A 20,034-nucleotide genomic window follows, 5' to 3' on the forward strand; every position below is an offset into this window, starting at 1 on the left:
AAAAAAACCTGGGTGAACAAGGGGAAGACCGTAGGACAGAGCTTTTCTCTGGCCATAGGTTTGCTCCTTTGACATGAGGTTATGGTTGATTGTCAATGGCTCGAACACCATATGCACGGGTAATAGGCCCGGGACAGCATGGTTACCTGAGCATCTTGCTATTTTTTATGCTTTTACAAATTTATGCATATATTCGTTTTACATCAATCCAAAGAGAAAATTCTTTACGCAATCGCCTAGAATATCAGTGTTATATCCACCTTCCTGGCAAACTAAGGTTGGTAATCCCAGTGACTTAAACTGGTTACCAATTGAAATATAATCTTCTGTATGAAGCTTAAAACCACCTATCGGGTCCTTCATATGCGTATCAAACCCGGCAGCAATAATTAAATACGCTGGTTTAAACTCACGTATCTTATCAAGAATTCTATCAACAGCCGCACTATATTGCGCTATTGAGGAGTCCTTGAGTAAAGGTTCATTATAATTTGTGCCAGCTGCCTGTCCCTTTCCTTGTTCATTCGCGTATCCCCAAAAATATGGATATTCATTTGCAGGATCGCAATGAATTGATGCTGTAAATACAGATTTTATTTCATCAAAAAACTCCTGGGTTCCGTTTCCATGATGATAATCGATATCCACAATAGCTACTTTTCCCTCAGGCAATAAATACTCAGCGGCAGTAGCTGCATTATTAAAATAACAATACCCCCCAAAAACCCGCGGGCCGGCATGATGGCCGGAAGGCCTGCATAAGGCATATATAGTTTTCTCAAGCCCTTCGCGCAGCATTTCAGCACCGGTTAATGCGGTCTCAGCTGAAGCCCTGGCAACTTCGTAGGTTTTCTTTTTAATAGGGGTAACGGCATCAGTACACCATATTCCACCCCACAAAGGTGAATCTATCTTTTTCTGAAGGTTGGCACCTTCCCCGGGAAACAGATCCGGATAAAATTCTTCTTCATCGTTTTTTAAACTTAATCCTGTTTTAAGGATGTAATCGTGGTATGGATGAAGCTTGGAAATCAGCCGTTCCGGAAATTTTTTTGCAGTTGTAAATTCGAATCGCTTGTCCCCACGAAGAGCTTTTTTTATGGATTCAACACGAAGAGGAGTGTCCTTAACTTCGTAAGCTTCGGGTCCGAGCTGATACTTCCAATGTGGATTATGTAAGCTGTCGTTATATTTTTCTATTACTTTCATGGATGTATTTTTTGTGGGTTTAATAATTCGAGAATACGCTGATGTGGAACTGCCGGACACTCTCGTTTTTCACGTCCATTCATTCCATTAGAGCAAAAAACGGCATTTATAACTGACTCTTCGGTTGCTTCTACCACTGCTTCGTAAACCAGATTTATATGATTATCCGAAATACACTTTAGATGAATAAAATTACTTTTAGAACTATTGGCCCGGGGCTTACGATTACCGGTGCTAAAGGCAATAATTATTTCACCACTCGTTGAAGCAGCATAAGAACCGGTACGTCCAAGACCAAGGGCAGCTCGTTTTGCCACTCGGTTCAACTGGCTGTTAATCAGAGGGATGTCGGTAGCAACCACTACAATAATCGAACCTTCAGATGCTTCGCGACGTCCGGTTTTATCAAATTCCTTATCGAGAATTCTTCCGACAACACCTCCATCAATTGTCAGATTGCGCATTTTGCCAAAGTTGGAAAGGACAAGCACTCCAACAGTATAGGTGTCATCTTCTGCTATATTGATAATACGGGACGAAGTTCCAATTCCACCGGCAAAATCAAAACTTGTCATACCGGTACCAGCACCTATAGAACCTTGTTTTACAGGACCCGAAGATGCTGACTGGATAGCCTTGATAGCATCCTGTCCCGAACATGTCCCTACTCGAATATCATTCAAAAAAGAATCGTCAGCTTCTCCAACAACAGGCAAAATCACATCGGTTTCGGTACCAAGTTTTGGGTATTTTTTGATTTTGTGATTAACCACCCCGGTGTGTACCCTTCCAACAGAATGTGAGTTAGTTAAAAGAATTGGTGTTTCTAGCCAACCTGTCTCTAAAACCTGTGTCAAACCAGCAACTTCTCCAACTCCATTTAATATAAAACCACCTGCTGCTATCCTATTTGTATACGTTTGTCCGGCAGGCATAATGGCTGTAACCCCCGTGCGTATCTTGCTGATTTCTGTTCCACCGGGAATTTGAACATTATCTTCAACACGTGAGAAATGGCCAACACGTACGCCTTTAACATCTGTAATGGCATTATTTACTCCAGGAGGCATACGTCCAATTTGAATTCCAAGTTCCCTGGCATTAGGCCGTGGAGTTTCATAGGAAAAATCATCTTTTTTAGGTTGCTTTGCAGATTTGATAGCAAGACCGTAACGGCGTGCAGCCGAACGAATAATTAACCGCAAGGCATCGCGAAATTCGAGGTTACGAGATTTGGCCGCAGTCATGAGAGACGCATCTGGGTGAAGACTTGGCAAGGGATTAAGTTCAATAAAATAAGGTTTCCCTTTAGAATTTAATCGAATATCTACCCGGCCAACATCAGGACAAGACATGATTTCAAAAACATCGCGAGCCATTTTTGTTACCGCTTTTTCTTCTTCGGTATTTATAGGTGCAGGACAGATAACACTCACTGATTTTGCAGCTTCGCCACCTTGCTTCATGTCATAATCGTAAATGTTGTATTTACTCCCTGTTTTTTTAACATCAAAAGTATGTTCGACAATGTCAAGAAGCTTTCCGGGGAAACTCTCCAGAAAGGGAACACTAAGTTCGCGGCCGTCGATATACTCTTCAACAACAAGACCTGCAGGATAATGGATCAAAAGACTATTTATTCTTGCGAGAGCTTGCTCCATTGTTTCAACTACTGAATCTTGGGTAATTCCTTTACTTGACCCTTCTGAATTTGGTTTAATCATCAAGGGATAGTGTAAATCGTCGGGTATTATGCGCTCTTTTTCTGTTATTAAAACGCCTCTGGGAACACTAATCCCATGAGAAGACAAAACGGTTTTGGCAAGATGTTTATCAAGATTAAGATGAAGAAGAGAAGCGTTCCCACCTGTAAACGGAATACCCATCTGTTCGTACAACCCGGGATAAAAGGCTTCCCGGGAACTGCCTATCGTTCCTTCTGCCAAATTAAAAACAAGGTCAGGTTCACTTTCAAGCAGGCGCTCAATTACTTTATCTGGTTTACCGGAAACCTCAACCAAGGTAACTGTGTGTTGAAGGCTGCTGATTGCCTCGCTTATTCTGGTAATGTCAGCTACAGTTAAAAGTTCAGCTGTAGCTTCAGTGTCATCGGTGCGAAGGTTGTATGCAATCGTTATTCTCATAGTATTATCTTTATCTGCAGTTTCCTGTGAATTTTCATGGTATCAACCCTGCTCCCTTAAGGCTACCATGTGCAGCAACGTTTTGACCAAAGATTTTTGCTGTCTTTGCCATGGCAGTGGGCAAATCGGTTAAAAATCCTGACCCAATGCTTCCTCTGCTATAATTCTTCGTACATCAGAAAAGGCAAAACCTGATCGTGAAATGGGGTCAAGCCCGCTCTTGGCTTTTATGCACACTCTTGGCAATTACATCATGTTCTTTCATCGCTTCTTGTCGCCATCAAGTCTGGCTTTCATATTCGCCGATCCGTACCAAAAGCATTTTACCCGTCAGGGAGCCAACCGATAACCCCTTTTACAATTGCTCCCTGATGGTTACACTCCTCTATGACAAAGAAGATTTGCCTTATCAGTTGGATCCTCCTGCGTAAAACGGGATTTTGGCGGGTTGAGCTCCTGCATAAGGTGCTTTGAAGCCTTCGGCATCCCAAAACAGGAAAGTTAGCCGAAGTCAGCAACATAAGAGACTTGATTCCAGGTATTCATAGAGAAAATAATCATTATTACGAGCTCATGAGGAGGATCCCATGTATATACTGCTCTTTGGTCTGATATTATTTTTCGCCATCCATCTCCTGCCGGCATCCGTTTCGCTGCGACAGCAGGCGGTACACCGGCTGGGAGAATATGGCTATAAAGGTGCTTTTGCCCTTATTGCACTTCTTGGTCTGGCGCTTGTCGTCTACGGCATGAGCGCAAGAGAATATATCATCATCTACCAGCCGCCGGTCTGGGCACGGCATCTTGCCCTGGTCTTCATGCTGCCGGCTGCTATTCTGCTGGTTGCGGCCTATATGCCCACCAACCTCAAAAGATTCACCCGGCATCCGATGCTGTGGGGAGTGACGATCTGGGCCACCATCCATCTGTTGGCTAATGGCGATCTGGGATCGATTGTCCTCTTCTGCAGTTTCCTCGTCTATTCGCTGTTCGATATGTGGTCGGCTAACAGGAGGGGGGCGAGCAAAAGCAATGAGACCAAACCACTGCGTTACGATGCAGGAATTGTGGTTACCGGTACGGCAGTGTATGGACTACTATATTATCTACACCCGTATTTTTTTGGAGTTCCTGTGATATAAGCCAAATTCAGCTGTGACGCTATTGACTTGATTTGAGAGGAGTGTCCATGACACTTCAAGGTTATATCTCTTTTTCGCTTCGAAGAGCCATCGCAGCCAAACCTGCCGGTCTCGACCAAAACGAAGCAAAAACTCTTTCTGGGATTTCCCCGCTGGATTACATGAACTGGAACGTCTACAGATGCGATTCTCGTGAATCTGGCCATATTGCTCCGATTGTTTACATTTCCAAATAGTAATAAACCAGATTTATTTTACTCTGACCCCATTTACCAGCCCCATTTCACCACCTCTCAGTATAACCGGAAAAATTGCAAGCGTCCGGGGAATGAATACTGTTTACTCTATACAAGCCTACGGAGTACTCAGACGACAGGCTAAGGATCCCGGCTGTCATCCATTGAAACTGTAAATTCCCTTACAAAGGAGATCCTATGGCAAGCGAACTGGCAAGAAAAGAATGCGTCCCCTGCAAAGGAGGCACCTCTCCCCTGCAAGGTGAGGACATTGACTTACTGCACAGGCAATTGGCAGCTGATTGGCAGGTGGTGGATGGTCATCATCTTGCGAAGGCATTCTCGTTCAAGGACTTCCGCCAGGCCCTGGATTTTACCATCAAGGTAGGCCAACTCGCCGAGGACCAGTGGCATCACCCTGATATCCACCTCACCTGGGGGAAGGTCAAGTTAACCATCTGGACTCACACAATTAACGGGCTGACGGAGAGTGATTTTGTCTTTGCGGCAAAGGTGGAGGAATTATTGCGATAGCACATTAAATCATGGGCGATCTCCCAAAGCTCCAAGAATATGATATATGCAACCTGCTATTATCCAAGCAGGCGCGCCAGACTTATTTTAATCTGACCCTTTTTTCTCACCGAATATACCTCAAAATGCGACTGAGGATGGTTAGAAACAGATTATCGTCATGCCGTCGTTATGGTTTCTCACAGGAAAACATCGCATCGCGTTGTATTCATCAGCGCCGATATCGCAGCCGGTCAGCTGGCTAAACCCTGGACGCTTGTCTCCATCAATGTCATCATAGGGTGTTAATTGCTTTCCAGATAGTGGCACAGGGTGAACCACTTGAACCGCAGGATGCAGAATCATTACCAAGTGTACTGACATGGAAAATCGCAGAATACGCCTGTGTCTGAAACAACAATGACACAGCGACACACAGCAAAGCAACTGATAGTCTTCTCATGGTTTGATCTCCTCGAATCAGCAATATTGCCAATGAAAACCGGCGAAAACGTGAATTGCCATGTAACTGCAGAATGTATCGTTGTTTGTTGCACTCCGCAAGGCCGTTAAAAAAGCAAGGATTCCTAAGCGGGTTACCTCGCATACCTTCCGCCACAGCTATGCAAGCCATCTCCTGCAGGCGAATTACGATATCCGCACGATTCAGAAATTGCTGGGCCACAGTGATATACGGACAACGAGGATCTATATTCATACGGTCAAGAGCGTGACGATCAAAGAGGCAAAAAGTCCATTGGATTTGTGAGGTTCCGGTATGTCGTGCGTAAGACCACACTCAGACCGTTGCCGGCCTGGCCGCCTTTCAATGGCTCGAGCACGATATGCACGGGTCATAGGCCCGGGCCAGCATTTCCAGCTGCCGGCCGGTACTCTCTTTGTCCAGGCCCGCAAGAGAAGGTAGCAAGGCATTGAGATCAGCCTCCAGATTTGCCAGATTCTGCGCCGTGGGAATGACCATGTTGGCAGAGGTGCATTTCCCCTTGTCGTTATATTCATATTCGTGAAAGAGAATACCCCGCGGTGCCTCCACCGCGCCGACGCCGCGACCGGAAATCGGCGTAACTGCCGGGATATCAGCATCTGCTGGATAATCAGTGCTTAAAAATTGATCGATAAGATCTATGGAGTCTTCGACACAGTGAATCATTTCAACGATCTGCGCCGTTGTATTACTGAATGGATTGAAGCAGGGCGTCTTAAGACCCAGTTGCACTGCAGCCTCCTGCGCCCCTGGCGACAACTGATCGGAATTGTTGTTGAACCGCGCCAGGGCGCCTACCATATAACTCTCCTTGTGCCAGCGGGCATATTTGGCGGTTGAATAGGAAACTACCTCTTCCCGGATCTGCTGCCGATACTGTTCAACCGGAACGGTCTTGCCCTCACTGGAATAGAGATCGCCTTCATAAAAGGCATAATGATGGGGATGACGGAGACTGACATACTCGGTTTCCCGTTCCATTTGCGGTATCCGGCCGCTAAACAGGGATACGGTTTTGTGCAGATCGACCAGGCCATTTTCCAGTCTATCACGCAAAGCGGTAAAATCATCCTCGTTGTGTACAAAGGTGAAACCATTGAGGCGCATGGCCACCGGATGGGTGTGACGACCGGCCACGGTATCACAAAGCGCGTAGCCCAGTTCTTTTAGACGGTTCCCCCGCCGCATGATTTCCGGATCCGCTTTTGCCAGTTCAAAAATGCTCGCTGCCTTGAAGAAATCGGGCCCCGCCAGAAAATAGAGATGGAGTGCATGGCTGCTTATTATTTCGCCATAACAGGCCAGGCGACGGAGCAATTGTGTCCTCGGGCTTACCTGGATGGCAAAGGCTTTCTCCGTGGCTTTCAAGGCAGCGCAGGCATGGCTGATTGCGCAGATGCCGCAAACACGGGAAGCGATATGGGATACCTCCTGATACCCCCGGTTGCGGACCAGCGCTTCGAAGAACCGCGGTGCCTCGGTGACGGCAAAGCGGACCCTGTTCCCGGATATATCCAGCGTCGCGTGCCCCTCGACACGGGTCAGGGGATTGATGTTAATCTTCATATTGGTAGTCCTTGCGTTCAGCTTTCGGCCAGGTATTGTAGGTGCCGAACATTTCGAGGATGTCCGCTTCCGACAAACCATGCGCCGAGATCACCCGCTCCATGATGGGGTGGCGTCCTGCACCATCGGCGCCGAGTGCCCTGACCGCACCTTCGAGATTGGCGCCGTCCACCAACCCCCGGCAGCCCCGGCAAGCATCACCATAACGGGTACAGATGGCATTGCAGCCGCAACGTGTCAGCGGTCCGAGACAAACCTGATTCTTTTCATAGACGCATGGATAATCATTCAACTTGCATTCCACGCAAACCGGGGAGTTCGGCGGATCATATTTCTGCCGGGTCAGGATGGCTTTAAACACCTTGACAAATTCAGGAGCGCTCACCGGGCAGCCGAGTGTCTGATAATCGACATCGACCACCGCGGTGATCGGTCGTGCCGTGATAATTCCAGCAGGAAATGTTGGATCGCCGTACACCGTTTGTCGTAATGTATCCAGCGGCCAGTCATTACGAATGGCGTTGTGACAGCCGATGGTGGCACAGGTACCCAGCGATACCAGGATATCTGCAGTCTCGCGGATTTTTTGTATCCGCTCGATATCCTTCTGCCAGCGGATACTGCCCTCGCAAAAAGCGATATCGTAGTCATCGGAGGCTCCGGTCATAACCTCACGCCAGTTCACTACCTCCACATGCTCCAGCAGTTCAAAGAGGGTTTCGCCAAGACGGAGAACGGCCAGCTGGCATCCTTCGCAACAGGCGAAATCGAAAAACGCGACTCTGGGCTTTGAACTCATCTAGACCTCACTCCTTTAATTATCGGGCAGCGTCGCCTCAACGGCCTCGCTTCGTGACTTCAACTCCGAATAGGAAAAGACGGGGCCATTCTGACAGACATAAAGATCATTGACCTGGCAATGACCGCATTTGCCTACCCCGCACTGAAAACGTCTTTCCAGGGAGAAATAGATGTCTTTCTCTTCTACACCTTTGTTGAGGAAATTTTGGGCGGCAAACCGGAAGACAACGGGAGGACCGACGACAAAGGCCACGGTATTGTGCGGATCGAAATCGACATCCTTGATTATATCAGGGACAACGCCTACCCTTCCCTGCCAGGAGGCGTCGGGGGTGTCGACGGTTTCATGAAGCTCTGTCCGTACGTCATCGTGCCAGAGTTGAAGGTCCGCGGCAAACAGCCTCTTTGCCGGAGTTTTTACGCCGTTGGCAATGATCAAGCGGCCATAATCAGAGAGATTTTCCCGACAATCGGCAATCACGGAGCGCAGGCAGGCCATGCCGGTACCACCTGCCACGAAGAACAGATCCCGGCCCAGGACCTGCTCGAGGGGAAAACCATGCCCTAAGGGGCCACGGACGCCGACGCGGTCTCCAGGTTTCAGGCGGTGAAGAGCATTGCTGACCCGGCCCACGGCAGAAACACAGATGTCGAAACTATCGCTTTGAGAGGGCGAGGAGCATATGGTAAAGGGAGCCTCGCCGTATCCGAACACCGAAATCTGCACAAACTGTCCCGCAACAAAGGTCATTTTGCCTTGGGGTGCCGTCAGCGCCAGGATTTTCACGCCCGGAGCTTCATCGATCACATTCAGGACATCGACCTGTTGAGGTATATAATCGACAGGTACTTCAAGGCCGGGGACTACCATCACCTCTTCTCCTTTGCTCTTTTTATCAAATCATTGCTAACGTCCACGATATTGATGTCTGCAGTACAGGCTCGGCTGCAACGGCCACAGCCGGTGCAAAACGAGTGACCGAATTGTTTATATAGATAGAGAAACTTGCGATACCATCGGTGTGCCACCCGTTGACGGCGCTCGCCACGGGTATTGGCCCCTCCTGCCAGCAGGGTGAATTCGAGCAGCTGGCAGGATCCCCAGCTGCGATAGCGCCTGCCGCTTGTCAGATTGGTGTCCAAGGTGTCTTCCACATCAAAGCAGAAACAGGTCGGACATGTCGTATTGCAGGATCCGCAGCTATAGCAGCGTTGAGCTGTCTGTTCCCAGACCTCCGTCAAATCCACCGTATCGAGTATTTCGGCGAACTCCTCCGATCCAGCCTGCAGACTGAGAGTAATTGCCGCCTCCTTTTTATGGAGAAATTCCTCGCCTTCCTGGATATCCCGGGGCTGCGCCGGTTCCGTGCGGATTCCCCGGAGCAGGTCTTTACCTTTTTCTGAATAAATTTCTGCCAGGAACCCGGATGTTATCGGAGTTAAAAACAAATCGCAGGCGTCACGACTGCCGGATGTTTCCATGGAGGTGCAGAAGCAATATTGGTCGGGCAGGCAATCTATACCGACAACAGTCGCCGGGCTGCGGCGTTTCCGCCAGGGTCCGTCGGCGGGAGGATGGGCATAGGCGGTATCGAGCAGACTCAGGGCAGCCAGATCGCAGGGATGCACCCCAATCAGAAGAAAAGGTTCCTGATGCTCTTCATTTTTCGGGACAACCGGCCCGGCAGCAGCAAAATTGAATAGTGTCTCTCTGGTTGGGAAAAAGGCTTTTTTCGGGGGGATGGTGGTAGTTACATACCCACTGGCCAACCGTTCCGCCAATCGCTCCACATCTGCGTCCGCAGGATCTATCCAGTCGAAATAATAGAACCCCGGCTGATCCTGCCGCGCAAGTGGACCGATAACCGCTTTGCTCCGCAGCCATTGCCGAAGAAGGATCGGCAGATCGTCGAACGCCAATATATGTTTCTGTGGTTGCATACGTTTCTTTTTGAGCGCTCAAGTGTGAGCGGTTGAGTTGGAATCAGAAACGTGCCGATCATCAGGCTATTTAAAACGTTAGGTCGCGCTGGCATAATGTCAACGGCACAACAGGGTGGCTTCTTTTTGAGGAGACACCTGCCGCGACCTCTGTTGATAAAAACAGTAATAGCAGATTGAAAGATAGTTCAGAAAAAGAGGCCTGCACTGCACATTCTCTACTTTATTCAGGCTCGTATCTTTCACGAATTTCACGGATCTCGCCTCTATGTTCCAAAAATATGGCGACTAGAGATGGGTCGAAAAAGATGCCGTCATTGCAGCGGATATATTCAACCACCTTATCCTCCGGCCAGGCCTTTTTATACGATCTTTCCGATGATAGTGCGTCGTAGATATCGGCCAGCATGGTGATTCTGGCGAAGATATCGATCTCGTTCCCTTTCAATCCATTGGGATATCCGTTACCGTCCCATCGTTCATGGTGCTGATAGGCAATCGAGCGGGCAGAGGCAAGGAGTTTCCGGTTTGAGGTCTGCAGGATGTCCCGGCCTATTGTCGTATGCTTTTTCATTCTTTCGAACTCTTTGTCCGTCAATTTCTTGTGCTTATGGAGGATGCGCTCTGAGACCCCTATTTTGCCGACATCATGTAGCGGAGAAGCTGCCTCCAGAATTTCCAGTTCCTCTTCAGACAGGCCCGCCATTTCCCCAAGAAAACGTGAAATTTTTGCTACACGTTTGACATGATTTCCTGTTTCCTTCGAATGGTTCTCGATTACCTCCCCCAGAATAGTTACCAATTCGCGCTGAGTTTCGATGATTTCCCTGTTGAGATCAATTATAGCACGATCTCTTTTATTTATGTTGAGTTGTTTGATACGATTTTGCAGGAGCAGCAGCAAAAATACGGTGAGCACACTAATTATAAGCACGGCAGGAATGAGAATCTGCTTATGGGTCGCATAGAACGACGGAGGCTTATGCAGAAACTCCACCTCATCAGGAAGACGCTCCAGCGGGATCTGCAGCAACTTCAGAACGTTGTAGTCGTACAAATTCCTGAAAGACGAGGATGGCTCCACAAACATGGACCCATCCCTGATTCCTTCCAATAAAGCAATAAGAGACTGTGCGGCCTTCTCCCCCTGCCTGAAGCCAGAGAGAACACGGCCTCCCACCAGGCCTTCGCCAATCTGGAATTGCCAGGAGCCATAGATCGGTATACCGGTTCTGCGGGCGAGAAAGGTTGCCACATACCCCTGCCTGAATGATCTGCCCGTTCCATCGCTGACATAAGGCAGCAGATAGATGAAGTCATCAGCATCAATTGTGGCGACATGGGACAGCAACTCTTCAAAGGCCATGGGCGAAACGATATTAATTTCAATATCCGCCGACAACTGGGGTAAGAGTTCCACAACTTCTTCAAGAAGCGCATAACCGGTAGTGGAAGAATCATAGATTACATAGGCGTTTTTCGCTTCGGGATTCTGTCGCATAGCCTGCCTCAGGGTTTCGGCATGATCGGCTTTTTCGATTATCACGCTCGAAGCAATTGTGTTTGGCACAACCGAATCAACACCGTTTATTCCTGTTGCTACGAAAGTAGCTGAAGGAAAAAGCGTTTTTCCATATTTTTCTATAAAATTCAAAGCATTATTGTCGGACACGATAACTCCGTCAAAATGCACTATCTGATATTTTGTTAAATAAAGTTCAGCCAGCTCCTGTAGATATTGTTCATCAAAGATATTTTTGCTGTCCATGTATTCGACGCGTACGGTATTGGTCCAGTCAAGGCTCCTGAGCACGGTCATGATGCCTTTGTTGACCTCAACGGTCCAGCCATAATCAGGACCATAGGAGTGAAGAACAAGAATCGACGTATTCCTGAGGGAGGAAAACTCGGGAGGCCGATCCACTGGATATCCCTGATGAAATGGTTGGGATACCGCAATGACCAGAAGGACTGTAAGGATGAATATTTTTACAGACATGGACGTACCCCGAAATCCGACACTTCTAGGTATAGCTGGCCATCTGAGTCTGAGAGCTGCGTGGATACTTTTTACGAATCCGTCATATCTTACTGATTACTACAGAGGCAAGCTCTTTCGATTTTTTCAGGTTTCTCTCATCATCGCCTGTGGCAACCATAACTGTGAAATATGAATCTTTATAGAAAACATGCAGACCGGCACCCAATTTTAATCCAGACCCTCCCCAGTAGGCCTTTTCTCCGACCCCTGAAATTTCCTGCAGGTTATCAAGAAAGCTCATATTGTTTTCGAACATGGCGGAAGCAGTGAAGCCAGCACCGGAAATTTTGGCCCAGGATGAGCGAAACATCTGCAGTTGCGCAAAACGAACAGCCATATCCGCGGGGATATCAAAAAAACAGATATTCTGCCCCATTGGATTTTCAGACTGTGCCTCCACTTCAGCAACTTCGGAGCCCATCACCCTTACCACTTCATTTTTACTCAGATAATCACAGGCATGATTGCCCTCACCAATTGCAGATATCGGTGACAGCGCCAATACACTTCCTGATAAAAGAATAGCAGAAATGCTCATCCTCAATTTCACCCGCAGAAAAATGGCGCTCATGGTGATTCCTCCAGGAGTTCATATAGGCTAGCCCAGCGGAGCTGGATAAGAAGTTTAGCAGTATCAAACGCTGCAAAAAATCGGCATCACAAGTTCTTGACAGGCTTTTGAAATGCTGCATGTATAGTTTATATATATCGCTTATCTCCTCCGGGAACAAGAATCACTTTAAGCAACAGACGGGAAGGAGCCCACCCCACTGCCGGGATGAGAAGGCAGTGCAAACCGGACCTCCGTATCCGTCAAAACTGATAATGTTCCAGTAAAATGTCTGCTGTCTTCGCATTGAGATGAGAGAAATCGTAGATAAGCTCTTCCCTCCGCTTTCCGGCATCGTCGATAAGATGTCTGTAGATATCTATAAACGGTATCTTACCCGCATCGCAATATTGCCTGAGCTGCCGGTTAAGCAGCAGCGTGTATTTCTGCCGTTCGGCAAAAGCGGTGATAAACGGGTAGGTCAGCTTTTTTTTCCAGCCTTCGAACTGCAGACCTCGAAAATCACCGGTAGGGACCACATTAAATACATGAACATCATGTCCCTGATTCCTCAGTTGCCGCACATACTCGGTGTACCTTTTCGCGGTTCTCCCGATAAGGGATTCGATCGGAGTTCCCGTGCGTATATGCTGGTGTTTGATATGGATGCGAACATCAACTTCACCGAAGCAAAAGATCAGGTGTTTGTCCATCAAGGGCGAGAGGATCTTTTGGACTCTTCTGTCGTGGTCTGCAAGCTTGAAGGCGGTTTTGCCATCGAGTCTGTTACGGCCATGATAGAAAGTTGAATCTGCAATTCTATTATGGTTCTCAAAACATCGCAGAGAATGGCTGTCTCCGACGGCAACAATTTCCCGTTCATCCGCTCGAGCATTTTTATATCTGGTTTTATCAGCTATCATTGCCTATGGATATGTTGGAAATATCTTCTCCCAGACATTTCCGTTTCATCTGTCAGCAGGTTTCATGATACAATTATAGCAGAACCCGGTGATATGTTCGAGTCGTTACTTTTCAGGCGCCAAGCGCCAAAAACACATCCCGCTTTTCATTTTTTTTCGGCGAATATAGTTTTCTTCGAGAATTTCCCATTCTGGGGAGAGTCAGATTCCAGAAGATTGGATCGTATGAAAAATATCCGCATTCAGGGTGTTGGCACGGCGGTGCCGGAGCATGTCTGTGATCAGGAGCATGTGCGGCAGGTGGTCAGGGGACTATTTTCAGGAAGTGTCAAAAGTCTGGATCGTCTTCTGCGTGTATTCGATCATCTTCATATATCTCAGCGCCATCTTGTCAGGGAACCGCAGTGGTATGCAGAACATCACACCTTCAGTGAAACCAACAGTGTTTATGCTGAAACAGCGACTATACTCTCCCGTCAAGCCGGCATAAAGGCACTGGAACGGGCCGGAGTTGAGGCAAAGGCCCTCGGAGGAATAGTGGTGGCCTCAAGCACCGGGCTGATGACGCCCAGCCTCGATGCCGTCCTGATGCAGGAAATCGGCTTAGCTCCTGAAGCCCTCCGCCTCCCTCTCTTTGGTCTCGGCTGCGCCGGCGGAGTATCGGGACTGGCCAGAGCCGCCGAAATCAGCTCGGTAATATCGGCGCCCATTCTCTTTATTGCCGTGGAAATTTCCAGCGTTACCTTCCAGCGAAACGATCTTTCCAAAGCCAATCTGATAGGAACCTCGCTCTTTGCCGATGGAGCCGCTGCCGTAGTTGTCGGAGAGGAAGGAGAAGGCCTTGAGATTGCGGGCTCTTTTCACCGCCTGTTTGATAATACCAGGGATATCATGGGCTGGGATTTTACCGATACGGGAATGAAGGTATTATTTTCCCGCAGCATCCCTGCCTTTGTTCGAGAACATATTCCAGCCGCCATAGAGGCTGCCTGCCGCAAGTGGGATATCTCACCGGCAGAAATTGTTTCCTTTGTCACACATCCGGGAGGGGCCAAAGTCCTGGAGGCATTTTCGGAAGTGATCGGCAGACCGGCAGAATATCTTGCCGCTTCCTACAGGGTTCTCCGCGACTACGGCAACATGTCGTCCCCCACCGTCCTTTTCGTTCTCGACGACATGCTGACTAACGGCGGCGTCAAACCCGGCCTTACACTGATGTCCGCCCTGGGCCCGGGCTTCAGTTACGATCAGCTTTTGCTGAAGAAGATATGACATTGCTCTTTGCCGTCACCCTGGCCATCATTATCCAGCGTCTCTTTGAACTTGTACTTTCACGGAAAAATTATCTCTGGGCCCTGGCACAGGGGGCCAGAGAATACGGCGCCCAACATTTCCCGCTGTTCATCGTACTGCACAGCCTGTGGATTCTCTCGTTCAACCTTGAATGGTTCCTGCTGAAGCCACCTGTTCCGCAAGGATGGCCGTTCTTAGCTCTTGCCATTCTGGCGGCTCAGATTCTTCGCTACTGGGCCATCGCCAGCCTCGGCAGGAGATGGAATACACGTATCCTGATCATCCCCGGACTTTCGCCTGTATCCTCAGGACCCTATCGCTACTTCAAACATCCCAATTACATTGCGGTATGTATTGAAATTGCCGCAATACCTGTTCTGCTCGGGGCCTGGTACACGGCCGCCGCTTTTTCTCTTGCTAATGCATCCCTGCTCATTTTCATCCGGATTCCAGCCGAAGAACGAGCACTTGACGGCTGAACAGGAGATGTGCATCTGGAGCAACTATTTGCCCCCCAGAGACTTCAACTGTTCCCAGGTGTCACCACCGATGAAGCTCTCCTCCAGGTTGGATTCCATCTCCTTAAAAAGAGAGAGCGGCATAGCAAAACTCATTACATCGTCTTTCAGTATCCGCTTGAGATAGACCCGGGCAGAAATATCGTTTAATCCCAGAACCGCTCGGGGCTCCGGCCGTTCAGCCTCCCGATAGGGATATATGCCTATGGACTGACAACCGGCGGCAAAGGGGAAGACGACATTCTCATTATTTTCGCGTCCGTAATTGGCAAGAACAGTAAGTGCCGATATTTGATCCATGTTGCCGAAAAAAGACACAACACGGAGGTCTTCTTTCGCCTCATCGATCTCTTTCAGGGGTTTCAACACCACAAATTCAGTGGGGACCGTGGTGATCGGCAGGTTTTCGATAAACTTTCCGACAAGCTCCGGAGACTTTTTATACCTCTCTCCATGCATGAAATGGTTGTAGGCATCCGGGCGCATAAACGGCTTCACTTTCTCGCCTGCCGCTCTTCCCTCCTCCCATTGTTCGTTGCCGGTGGACAGAAAATATTTGAAGCATTCCTGGCCGCCGGGAAAAACAGTGTATTGATTGCCGAATCCCAGACCGGTCCCTCCACCCTGACAGCCGCAGGTGTTTTGATCGAAGACCACAGTCTCTCCCTTTAAGGCGGCGGCCAGCATAAACATGGTACAGCCCCATTTCCCTTCCTGAAACTGCCGGGCGGCTTCTGGTTTATCATCGGTGAAAACAATTCCTATCGGCTCATGCCGAATCTGCAGCTCTTGCGCTATTCCGCTTTTCATGGTTGCCCCCAGATTGAAAAATGTCATCAAAGAATCTGTAGGCATTATTGCTTATTTACGTTTACAACTCAAGCTAAACATGACCGGGATTGTGGTTCACCAGATTGAAGTTTTGCTCAGGCATCGTACCGTAATTACAAAATATGGAGTCAACCATCAGGGGCTTAGCAAAGATGATGATATAAAATTCAGCGCACCAGCAGCACAGGATTTCTGATCCGGCCTATTAATTCCACCAGATCCTCTGGATGATGATCTGCAGCATCTCCCGGCAAAACCAGCAACTGCCGCTGCTTGGCTTGAAGCGCTGCTGTCAGCCCCAGGGATGCAGGAGCATGAACCGGATGATAATTTTGGCGCAGTTCGACCCCTTCCAGCAAAGCTTCCGCCTTTTTCTGCAATTCCAGGAAATGTTCATGGTCTTCCGCAGGAATCAGCACTTCCAGAGGGCTTTGAATGAGCCGCGCAACATTTACTCCTATTTCCAAAGCTCTTTTACCGATTTCCGAATCGATAAATGTCGACAGAATGGGGGGGATCAGCCGGAAACGTTCATCGATCAGCATGGTGAGCCCACGCCCGTGTAAAATGAGGTGCCGAACCGTGGAACCCATGGTCGACTTGAACACGGTACGGCCGAATCTGCCCATGATGGTAAGATCGGCGGTTGCCGACTGTTCCAGGATAATGGTTTTTACTCCGCCCCGTCTGACCTCGAATTTCCAGGTTACCTCCGCGTTGCCTGCAGATCGCGCAATCCATCTGCGGATGCGCTCCGCCTGGAGCCTGAGATCCCTCTCTATTTCACCGCCCTCCTTCCCACTGTACTCATAGGTACGGACTTCCCGGAAAAATGGCTGCCGGGAAATCTCCAGAATCTCGACATCTTCCACAAAGAGACCGTTGATTTCCGCCTGCAGGGCTGCAGCCATGGCAACCGCTGCTTCCAGAGCTGCCCGGCTGTGGGTCGATTCATCAATGGGAACCAGTATCCTCCTGATCATGACTTTGCGGTTTTCAGGACTCACTTTTGCCTCCCTGCTCATTGTTTTCCGTCCCTTTGCCGAATTTACGCATATTATCGGCAAATTCCTGAAGTTTTTCCTGCACACGTCCATTTACCGAATCTTTAGGGTAGCTGCCCTGCTCATCCGGCTCTCCTGCCGGCATACCGGTCAGGAGTTCAATGCCCTGATCAATGGTTTCTATGGGATAGATATGGAAATCATTTTTGCCAACGGCGTCCACCACATCTTTCCTGAGCATCAGGTTTTTTATATTTGTGGCCGGAATCAATACTCCCTGATCTCCACTCAGTCCTTTTTTGCTGCAGACATCAAAGAAGCCTTCGATCTTTTCGTTGACCCCGCCGATGGCTTGAACCCGGCCGTATTGATCTACCGATCCGGTGACCGCAAACTGCTGTTTAATGGGAACATCCGAGATAGCGGACAACAGGGCATAGAGTTCGGTCGAAGAAGCACTGTCTCCGTCCACTCCTCCATAGGACTGTTCAAAAACAAGCGAAGCATTTAACGACAACGGTCTTTCCCTGGCATAACGTGCACCCAGAAATCCCGTGAGAATCAGGACGCCCTTGGAATGGAGCGGCCCGCTCAATTTGGCCTCACGCTCGATATTGATGACCTGGCCTTTGCCTATCTGCACCCTGCCGCTGATTCGGCTGGGACGGCCAAAGGCAAAATCGCCGAGCATCATCACGGAAAGACCATTGACCTGCCCGACAGCGGCACCTTCCGTCTCTATATGCAGAGTGCCGCGGTGAATTTCTTCGTGAATGCGCTGGCGCAGCCGGTCTGAACGATGGATTTTAGAATCGATCGCCTTCTGGACATCATCTCTTTTTACTATATCGCCGCCATTTTGCCTTGCCCAGTAATCGGCCTCCATCATCAGATCGTCTATATCTCTGATTTTAATATTCAAACGCTCTCCGTCCTCCATCATCCTGGAGCTTTGCTCAATAACACGTCCGATGGCATTTTTATCAAAATGGAGCAGGTTCCTGTTGGCAACGACATTGCCCAGCAGGCGGGCGTAGGCATCCTGATTGGCGTCGCTTCTTTCCATCTGAACGTCAAAATCGGCCGCTACCTTGAAGAGTTCGGAAAATTCCGGGTCAATCTGCTGAATGATGTAGTAGATGAAAGGTTCACCTATAATGACCACCTTCACGTTCAGGGGAATCGGCTGGGGTTCAAGCATAACCGTGCTGAGCAGACTGTACATTTCCGCCAGCGATTCTATTTTTATACAATCCGATTTGAGAGCGCGCTTCAAACCTTCCCAGGCACCCGGATGAGTCAGAGCCTTGCGGGCATCGATTACCAACGCCCCTCCATTGGCCCGGTGCAGTGATCCTGATTTGATCAGGTTAAAATCCGTGATCAATGCCCCCATCTGCGACATATGCTCAACTTTGCCGACCAAGTTGGCATAGGAGGGATTGTCTTCAAATATGATGGGTGCACCTTCCTGCTTGCTGTTGTCGACGATGAGATTGACTTTGTAGCGTCTCATGGCCGGTCTATTCATATCGGTCTCATCACCGGAGAGAATCTGCTGCTGTTGCTGTTGCTGCAGTAACCCGGCAAGCTGCCCCGTCTGTTGCTGCTGCTGTCCTCCCGTGAGAAATGTCTGGAGGTTCTCCATGATATCTTTTTTAAGTGATTCAAGATGTTCTGATATGCAGGCTATATCACCGTATTGAGAATTCAGGCCATTGATGAGTTCCGAAAGCGAATATTCGGCAACTTCCCTATTGAGTTTTTCCAGTTTTTCCCGAATCTCCTTTTGCCATTGCGGAATTTTCTGAAAAATTTTCTGGGATTCAGTCTGAAGATTTTCCATTTCCTGTTCATAGCGGTGGCGGGCATCTTCGGGTATCTGCTGATATTCATCCGGCGGCATGACCTCACCGTTATCTTTGATCGGGGCAAAGGCAATGCCGGCCGGGGTACGTACGATTGTCAGTCCTTTTTCCCTGGCCCGGTTATTCATTTCCTCAAAGGCCTTCTGTTGCTTTTCCTTTAACTCCTCCTCCACCGACTGCACCCGGTTCTGGTATTCCTCACTTTCGAAAGTCGCTTTCAAGGCATTCCTGGCATCCTTGATCATTTTCTCCATATCCTTGACAAAACCAGCACCTTTACCTGACGGGAGTCGAAGCGTTTTCGGCCGGGACTGATCTTCGAAATTATTCACATAGCACCAGTCATCCGGAGAAGGGGCGTCTTTGAACTGACCCTTAAGAACCTGCTCGACCATGGAGTGGCGACCAGTGCCCGGCTGCCCCAGAGCGAAAATATTATACCCATGATGCTGCATTCCGGAGCCGAACCTAAGGGATTCGACGGCTCTGGGCTGGCCAAGCGCATCGCTCAGTGATTCGATAGGTTCAAGATCTGCCGTGGTATTGAAGGTAAATTTGTCAAGATCACAGGCATGAAAAACTTGGTCTACTTCCAATCGTTTTACCGACATCGCATATCCCCCTTTTATGTAAGTATTCTAACCCAGCTGGACTGGATAAGAACCTTTAGAAAGATTGTTTTCTGCACAAAAAAATAGAAAAACAATCTGTAAGGTACTGAAAAGGCAGCAGGTACAAACGAAAATAAAGAAGGTATTCTTATTGGAACAACAGCAGATTTTTATTTTTATGGATATAAAAATAATGATATGCATACTTTGCCTGATTATCAAACGAGTCGATGGGCCTTTGTGAAAAAACCACAAAAGCTGATAATCCGGTAAACCTCAGATTTTCCGGAAACCTTCTTAGAAGAAGACTGCAGCTAACCCTCAACTCAAGGTCGGGA

The 20,034-nt window shown here is 48.6% G+C and carries 19 protein-coding genes; 7 read left to right on the forward strand and 12 right to left on the reverse strand.

Annotated features, from left to right (window positions below; genetic code table 11):
- Positions 1 to 198: 198 nt before the first annotated feature.
- Positions 199 to 1,209 carry a histone deacetylase family protein gene (locus JWG88_RS10560; protein ID WP_205233691.1) on the reverse strand — a complete coding sequence of 337 codons (1,011 nt, stop codon included), beginning with the start codon at positions 1,207 to 1,209 and terminating at the stop codon, positions 199 to 201.
- Positions 1,206 to 3,353 (reverse strand): P1 family peptidase, encoded by a 2,148-nt coding sequence (locus JWG88_RS10565; protein ID WP_205233692.1) that lies wholly within the window; start codon positions 3,351 to 3,353, stop codon positions 1,206 to 1,208. Before JWG88_RS10565 ends, JWG88_RS10560 begins: the two co-directional genes overlap by 4 nt.
- A gap of 587 nt (positions 3,354 to 3,940) precedes the next feature.
- On the opposite strand from JWG88_RS10565, the gene JWG88_RS10570 reads away from it, so the two are divergent.
- The 4 genes from JWG88_RS10570 (at position 3,941) to JWG88_RS10585 (ending at position 6,013) form a co-directional block, all read left to right on the forward strand.
- Positions 3,941 to 4,495, forward strand: a complete 555-nt coding sequence (locus tag JWG88_RS10570; RefSeq protein ID WP_205233693.1) for an NnrU family protein — start codon at positions 3,941 to 3,943, stop codon at positions 4,493 to 4,495.
- A gap of 47 nt (positions 4,496 to 4,542) precedes the next feature.
- Positions 4,543 to 4,731, forward strand: coding sequence for a hypothetical protein (locus JWG88_RS10575; RefSeq protein WP_205233694.1), 189 nt, complete (start codon positions 4,543 to 4,545; stop codon positions 4,729 to 4,731).
- A 198-nt stretch (positions 4,732 to 4,929) separates the two neighbouring features.
- Positions 4,930 to 5,265, forward strand: a complete 336-nt coding sequence (locus tag JWG88_RS10580; RefSeq protein ID WP_205233695.1) for a 4a-hydroxytetrahydrobiopterin dehydratase — start codon at positions 4,930 to 4,932, stop codon at positions 5,263 to 5,265.
- A gap of 523 nt (positions 5,266 to 5,788) precedes the next feature.
- Complete coding sequence (locus tag JWG88_RS10585) at positions 5,789 to 6,013, forward strand: tyrosine-type recombinase/integrase (RefSeq protein WP_306793088.1); 225 nt, start codon at positions 5,789 to 5,791, stop codon at positions 6,011 to 6,013.
- A 57-nt stretch (positions 6,014 to 6,070) separates the two neighbouring features.
- Here JWG88_RS10585 and JWG88_RS10590 read toward each other — a convergent pair whose 3' ends face one another.
- The 7 genes from JWG88_RS10590 to JWG88_RS10620 all read right to left on the reverse strand — a co-directional run bounded on the left by JWG88_RS10590 (position 6,071) and on the right by JWG88_RS10620 (position 13,571).
- Entirely contained in the window at positions 6,071 to 7,315 is a 1,245-nt protein-coding gene (locus JWG88_RS10590; RefSeq protein ID WP_205233696.1) for a Ni/Fe hydrogenase subunit alpha, read from the reverse strand.
- Positions 7,305 to 8,114, reverse strand: coding sequence for an NADH-quinone oxidoreductase subunit B family protein (locus JWG88_RS10595; RefSeq protein ID WP_205233697.1), 810 nt, complete (start codon positions 8,112 to 8,114; stop codon positions 7,305 to 7,307). Before JWG88_RS10595 ends, JWG88_RS10590 begins: the two co-directional genes overlap by 11 nt.
- A 15-nt stretch (positions 8,115 to 8,129) precedes the next feature.
- Positions 8,130 to 8,987, reverse strand: coding sequence for an FAD/NAD(P)-binding protein (locus tag JWG88_RS10600; protein ID WP_205233698.1), 858 nt, complete (start codon positions 8,985 to 8,987; stop codon positions 8,130 to 8,132).
- A complete protein-coding gene (locus tag JWG88_RS10605) occupies positions 8,987 to 10,057 on the reverse strand; it encodes a 4Fe-4S dicluster domain-containing protein (RefSeq protein ID WP_205233699.1) in 1,071 nt (356 codons plus the stop codon). The genes JWG88_RS10600 and JWG88_RS10605 overlap by 1 nt, the downstream gene beginning before the upstream one ends.
- A gap of 223 nt (positions 10,058 to 10,280) precedes the next feature.
- Positions 10,281 to 12,056 (reverse strand): HD domain-containing phosphohydrolase, encoded by a 1,776-nt coding sequence (locus JWG88_RS10610; RefSeq protein ID WP_205233700.1) that lies wholly within the window; start codon positions 12,054 to 12,056, stop codon positions 10,281 to 10,283.
- An 82-nt stretch (positions 12,057 to 12,138) separates the two neighbouring features.
- Complete coding sequence (locus tag JWG88_RS10615; RefSeq protein ID WP_205233701.1) at positions 12,139 to 12,669, reverse strand: hypothetical protein; 531 nt, start codon at positions 12,667 to 12,669, stop codon at positions 12,139 to 12,141.
- Positions 12,670 to 12,911: 242 nt separating this feature from the next.
- Positions 12,912 to 13,571: an SGNH/GDSL hydrolase family protein gene (locus tag JWG88_RS10620; protein ID WP_205233702.1), complete on the reverse strand. Its 660-nt coding sequence runs from the start codon at positions 13,569 to 13,571 to the stop codon at positions 12,912 to 12,914.
- A gap of 225 nt (positions 13,572 to 13,796) precedes the next feature.
- Between JWG88_RS10620 and JWG88_RS10625 the strand changes: the two genes are divergently transcribed.
- Complete coding sequence (locus tag JWG88_RS10625; protein WP_205233703.1) at positions 13,797 to 14,843, forward strand: type III polyketide synthase; 1,047 nt, start codon at positions 13,797 to 13,799, stop codon at positions 14,841 to 14,843.
- Positions 14,840 to 15,343: an isoprenylcysteine carboxyl methyltransferase family protein gene (locus tag JWG88_RS10630; RefSeq protein ID WP_205233704.1), complete on the forward strand. Its 504-nt coding sequence runs from the start codon at positions 14,840 to 14,842 to the stop codon at positions 15,341 to 15,343. The genes JWG88_RS10625 and JWG88_RS10630 overlap by 4 nt, the downstream gene beginning before the upstream one ends.
- A gap of 24 nt (positions 15,344 to 15,367) precedes the next feature.
- Here JWG88_RS10630 and JWG88_RS10635 read toward each other — a convergent pair whose 3' ends face one another.
- On the reverse strand, positions 15,368 to 16,192 hold the full coding sequence (locus JWG88_RS10635; protein ID WP_205233705.1) for a DUF169 domain-containing protein: 825 nt from the start codon (positions 16,190 to 16,192) through the stop codon (positions 15,368 to 15,370).
- A 13-nt stretch (positions 16,193 to 16,205) separates the two neighbouring features.
- Between JWG88_RS10635 and JWG88_RS10640 the strand changes: the two genes are divergently transcribed.
- Positions 16,206 to 16,409 (forward strand): hypothetical protein, encoded by a 204-nt coding sequence (locus tag JWG88_RS10640; protein WP_205233706.1) that lies wholly within the window; start codon positions 16,206 to 16,208, stop codon positions 16,407 to 16,409.
- Here JWG88_RS10640 and JWG88_RS10645 read toward each other — a convergent pair.
- Positions 16,381 to 17,220, reverse strand: a complete 840-nt coding sequence (locus tag JWG88_RS10645) for a universal stress protein (protein ID WP_205233707.1) — start codon at positions 17,218 to 17,220, stop codon at positions 16,381 to 16,383. The two genes, JWG88_RS10640 and JWG88_RS10645, sit on opposite strands and share 29 nt — an antisense overlap.
- On the reverse strand, positions 17,210 to 19,696 hold the full coding sequence (locus JWG88_RS10650) for a Lon protease family protein (protein WP_205233708.1): 2,487 nt from the start codon (positions 19,694 to 19,696) through the stop codon (positions 17,210 to 17,212). Before JWG88_RS10650 ends, JWG88_RS10645 begins: the two co-directional genes overlap by 11 nt.
- Positions 19,697 to 20,034 lie beyond the last annotated feature (338 nt).

The organism is Desulfopila inferna (assembly GCF_016919005.1).
Lineage (GTDB): Bacteria > Desulfobacterota > Desulfobulbia > Desulfobulbales > Desulfocapsaceae > Desulfopila_A > Desulfopila_A inferna.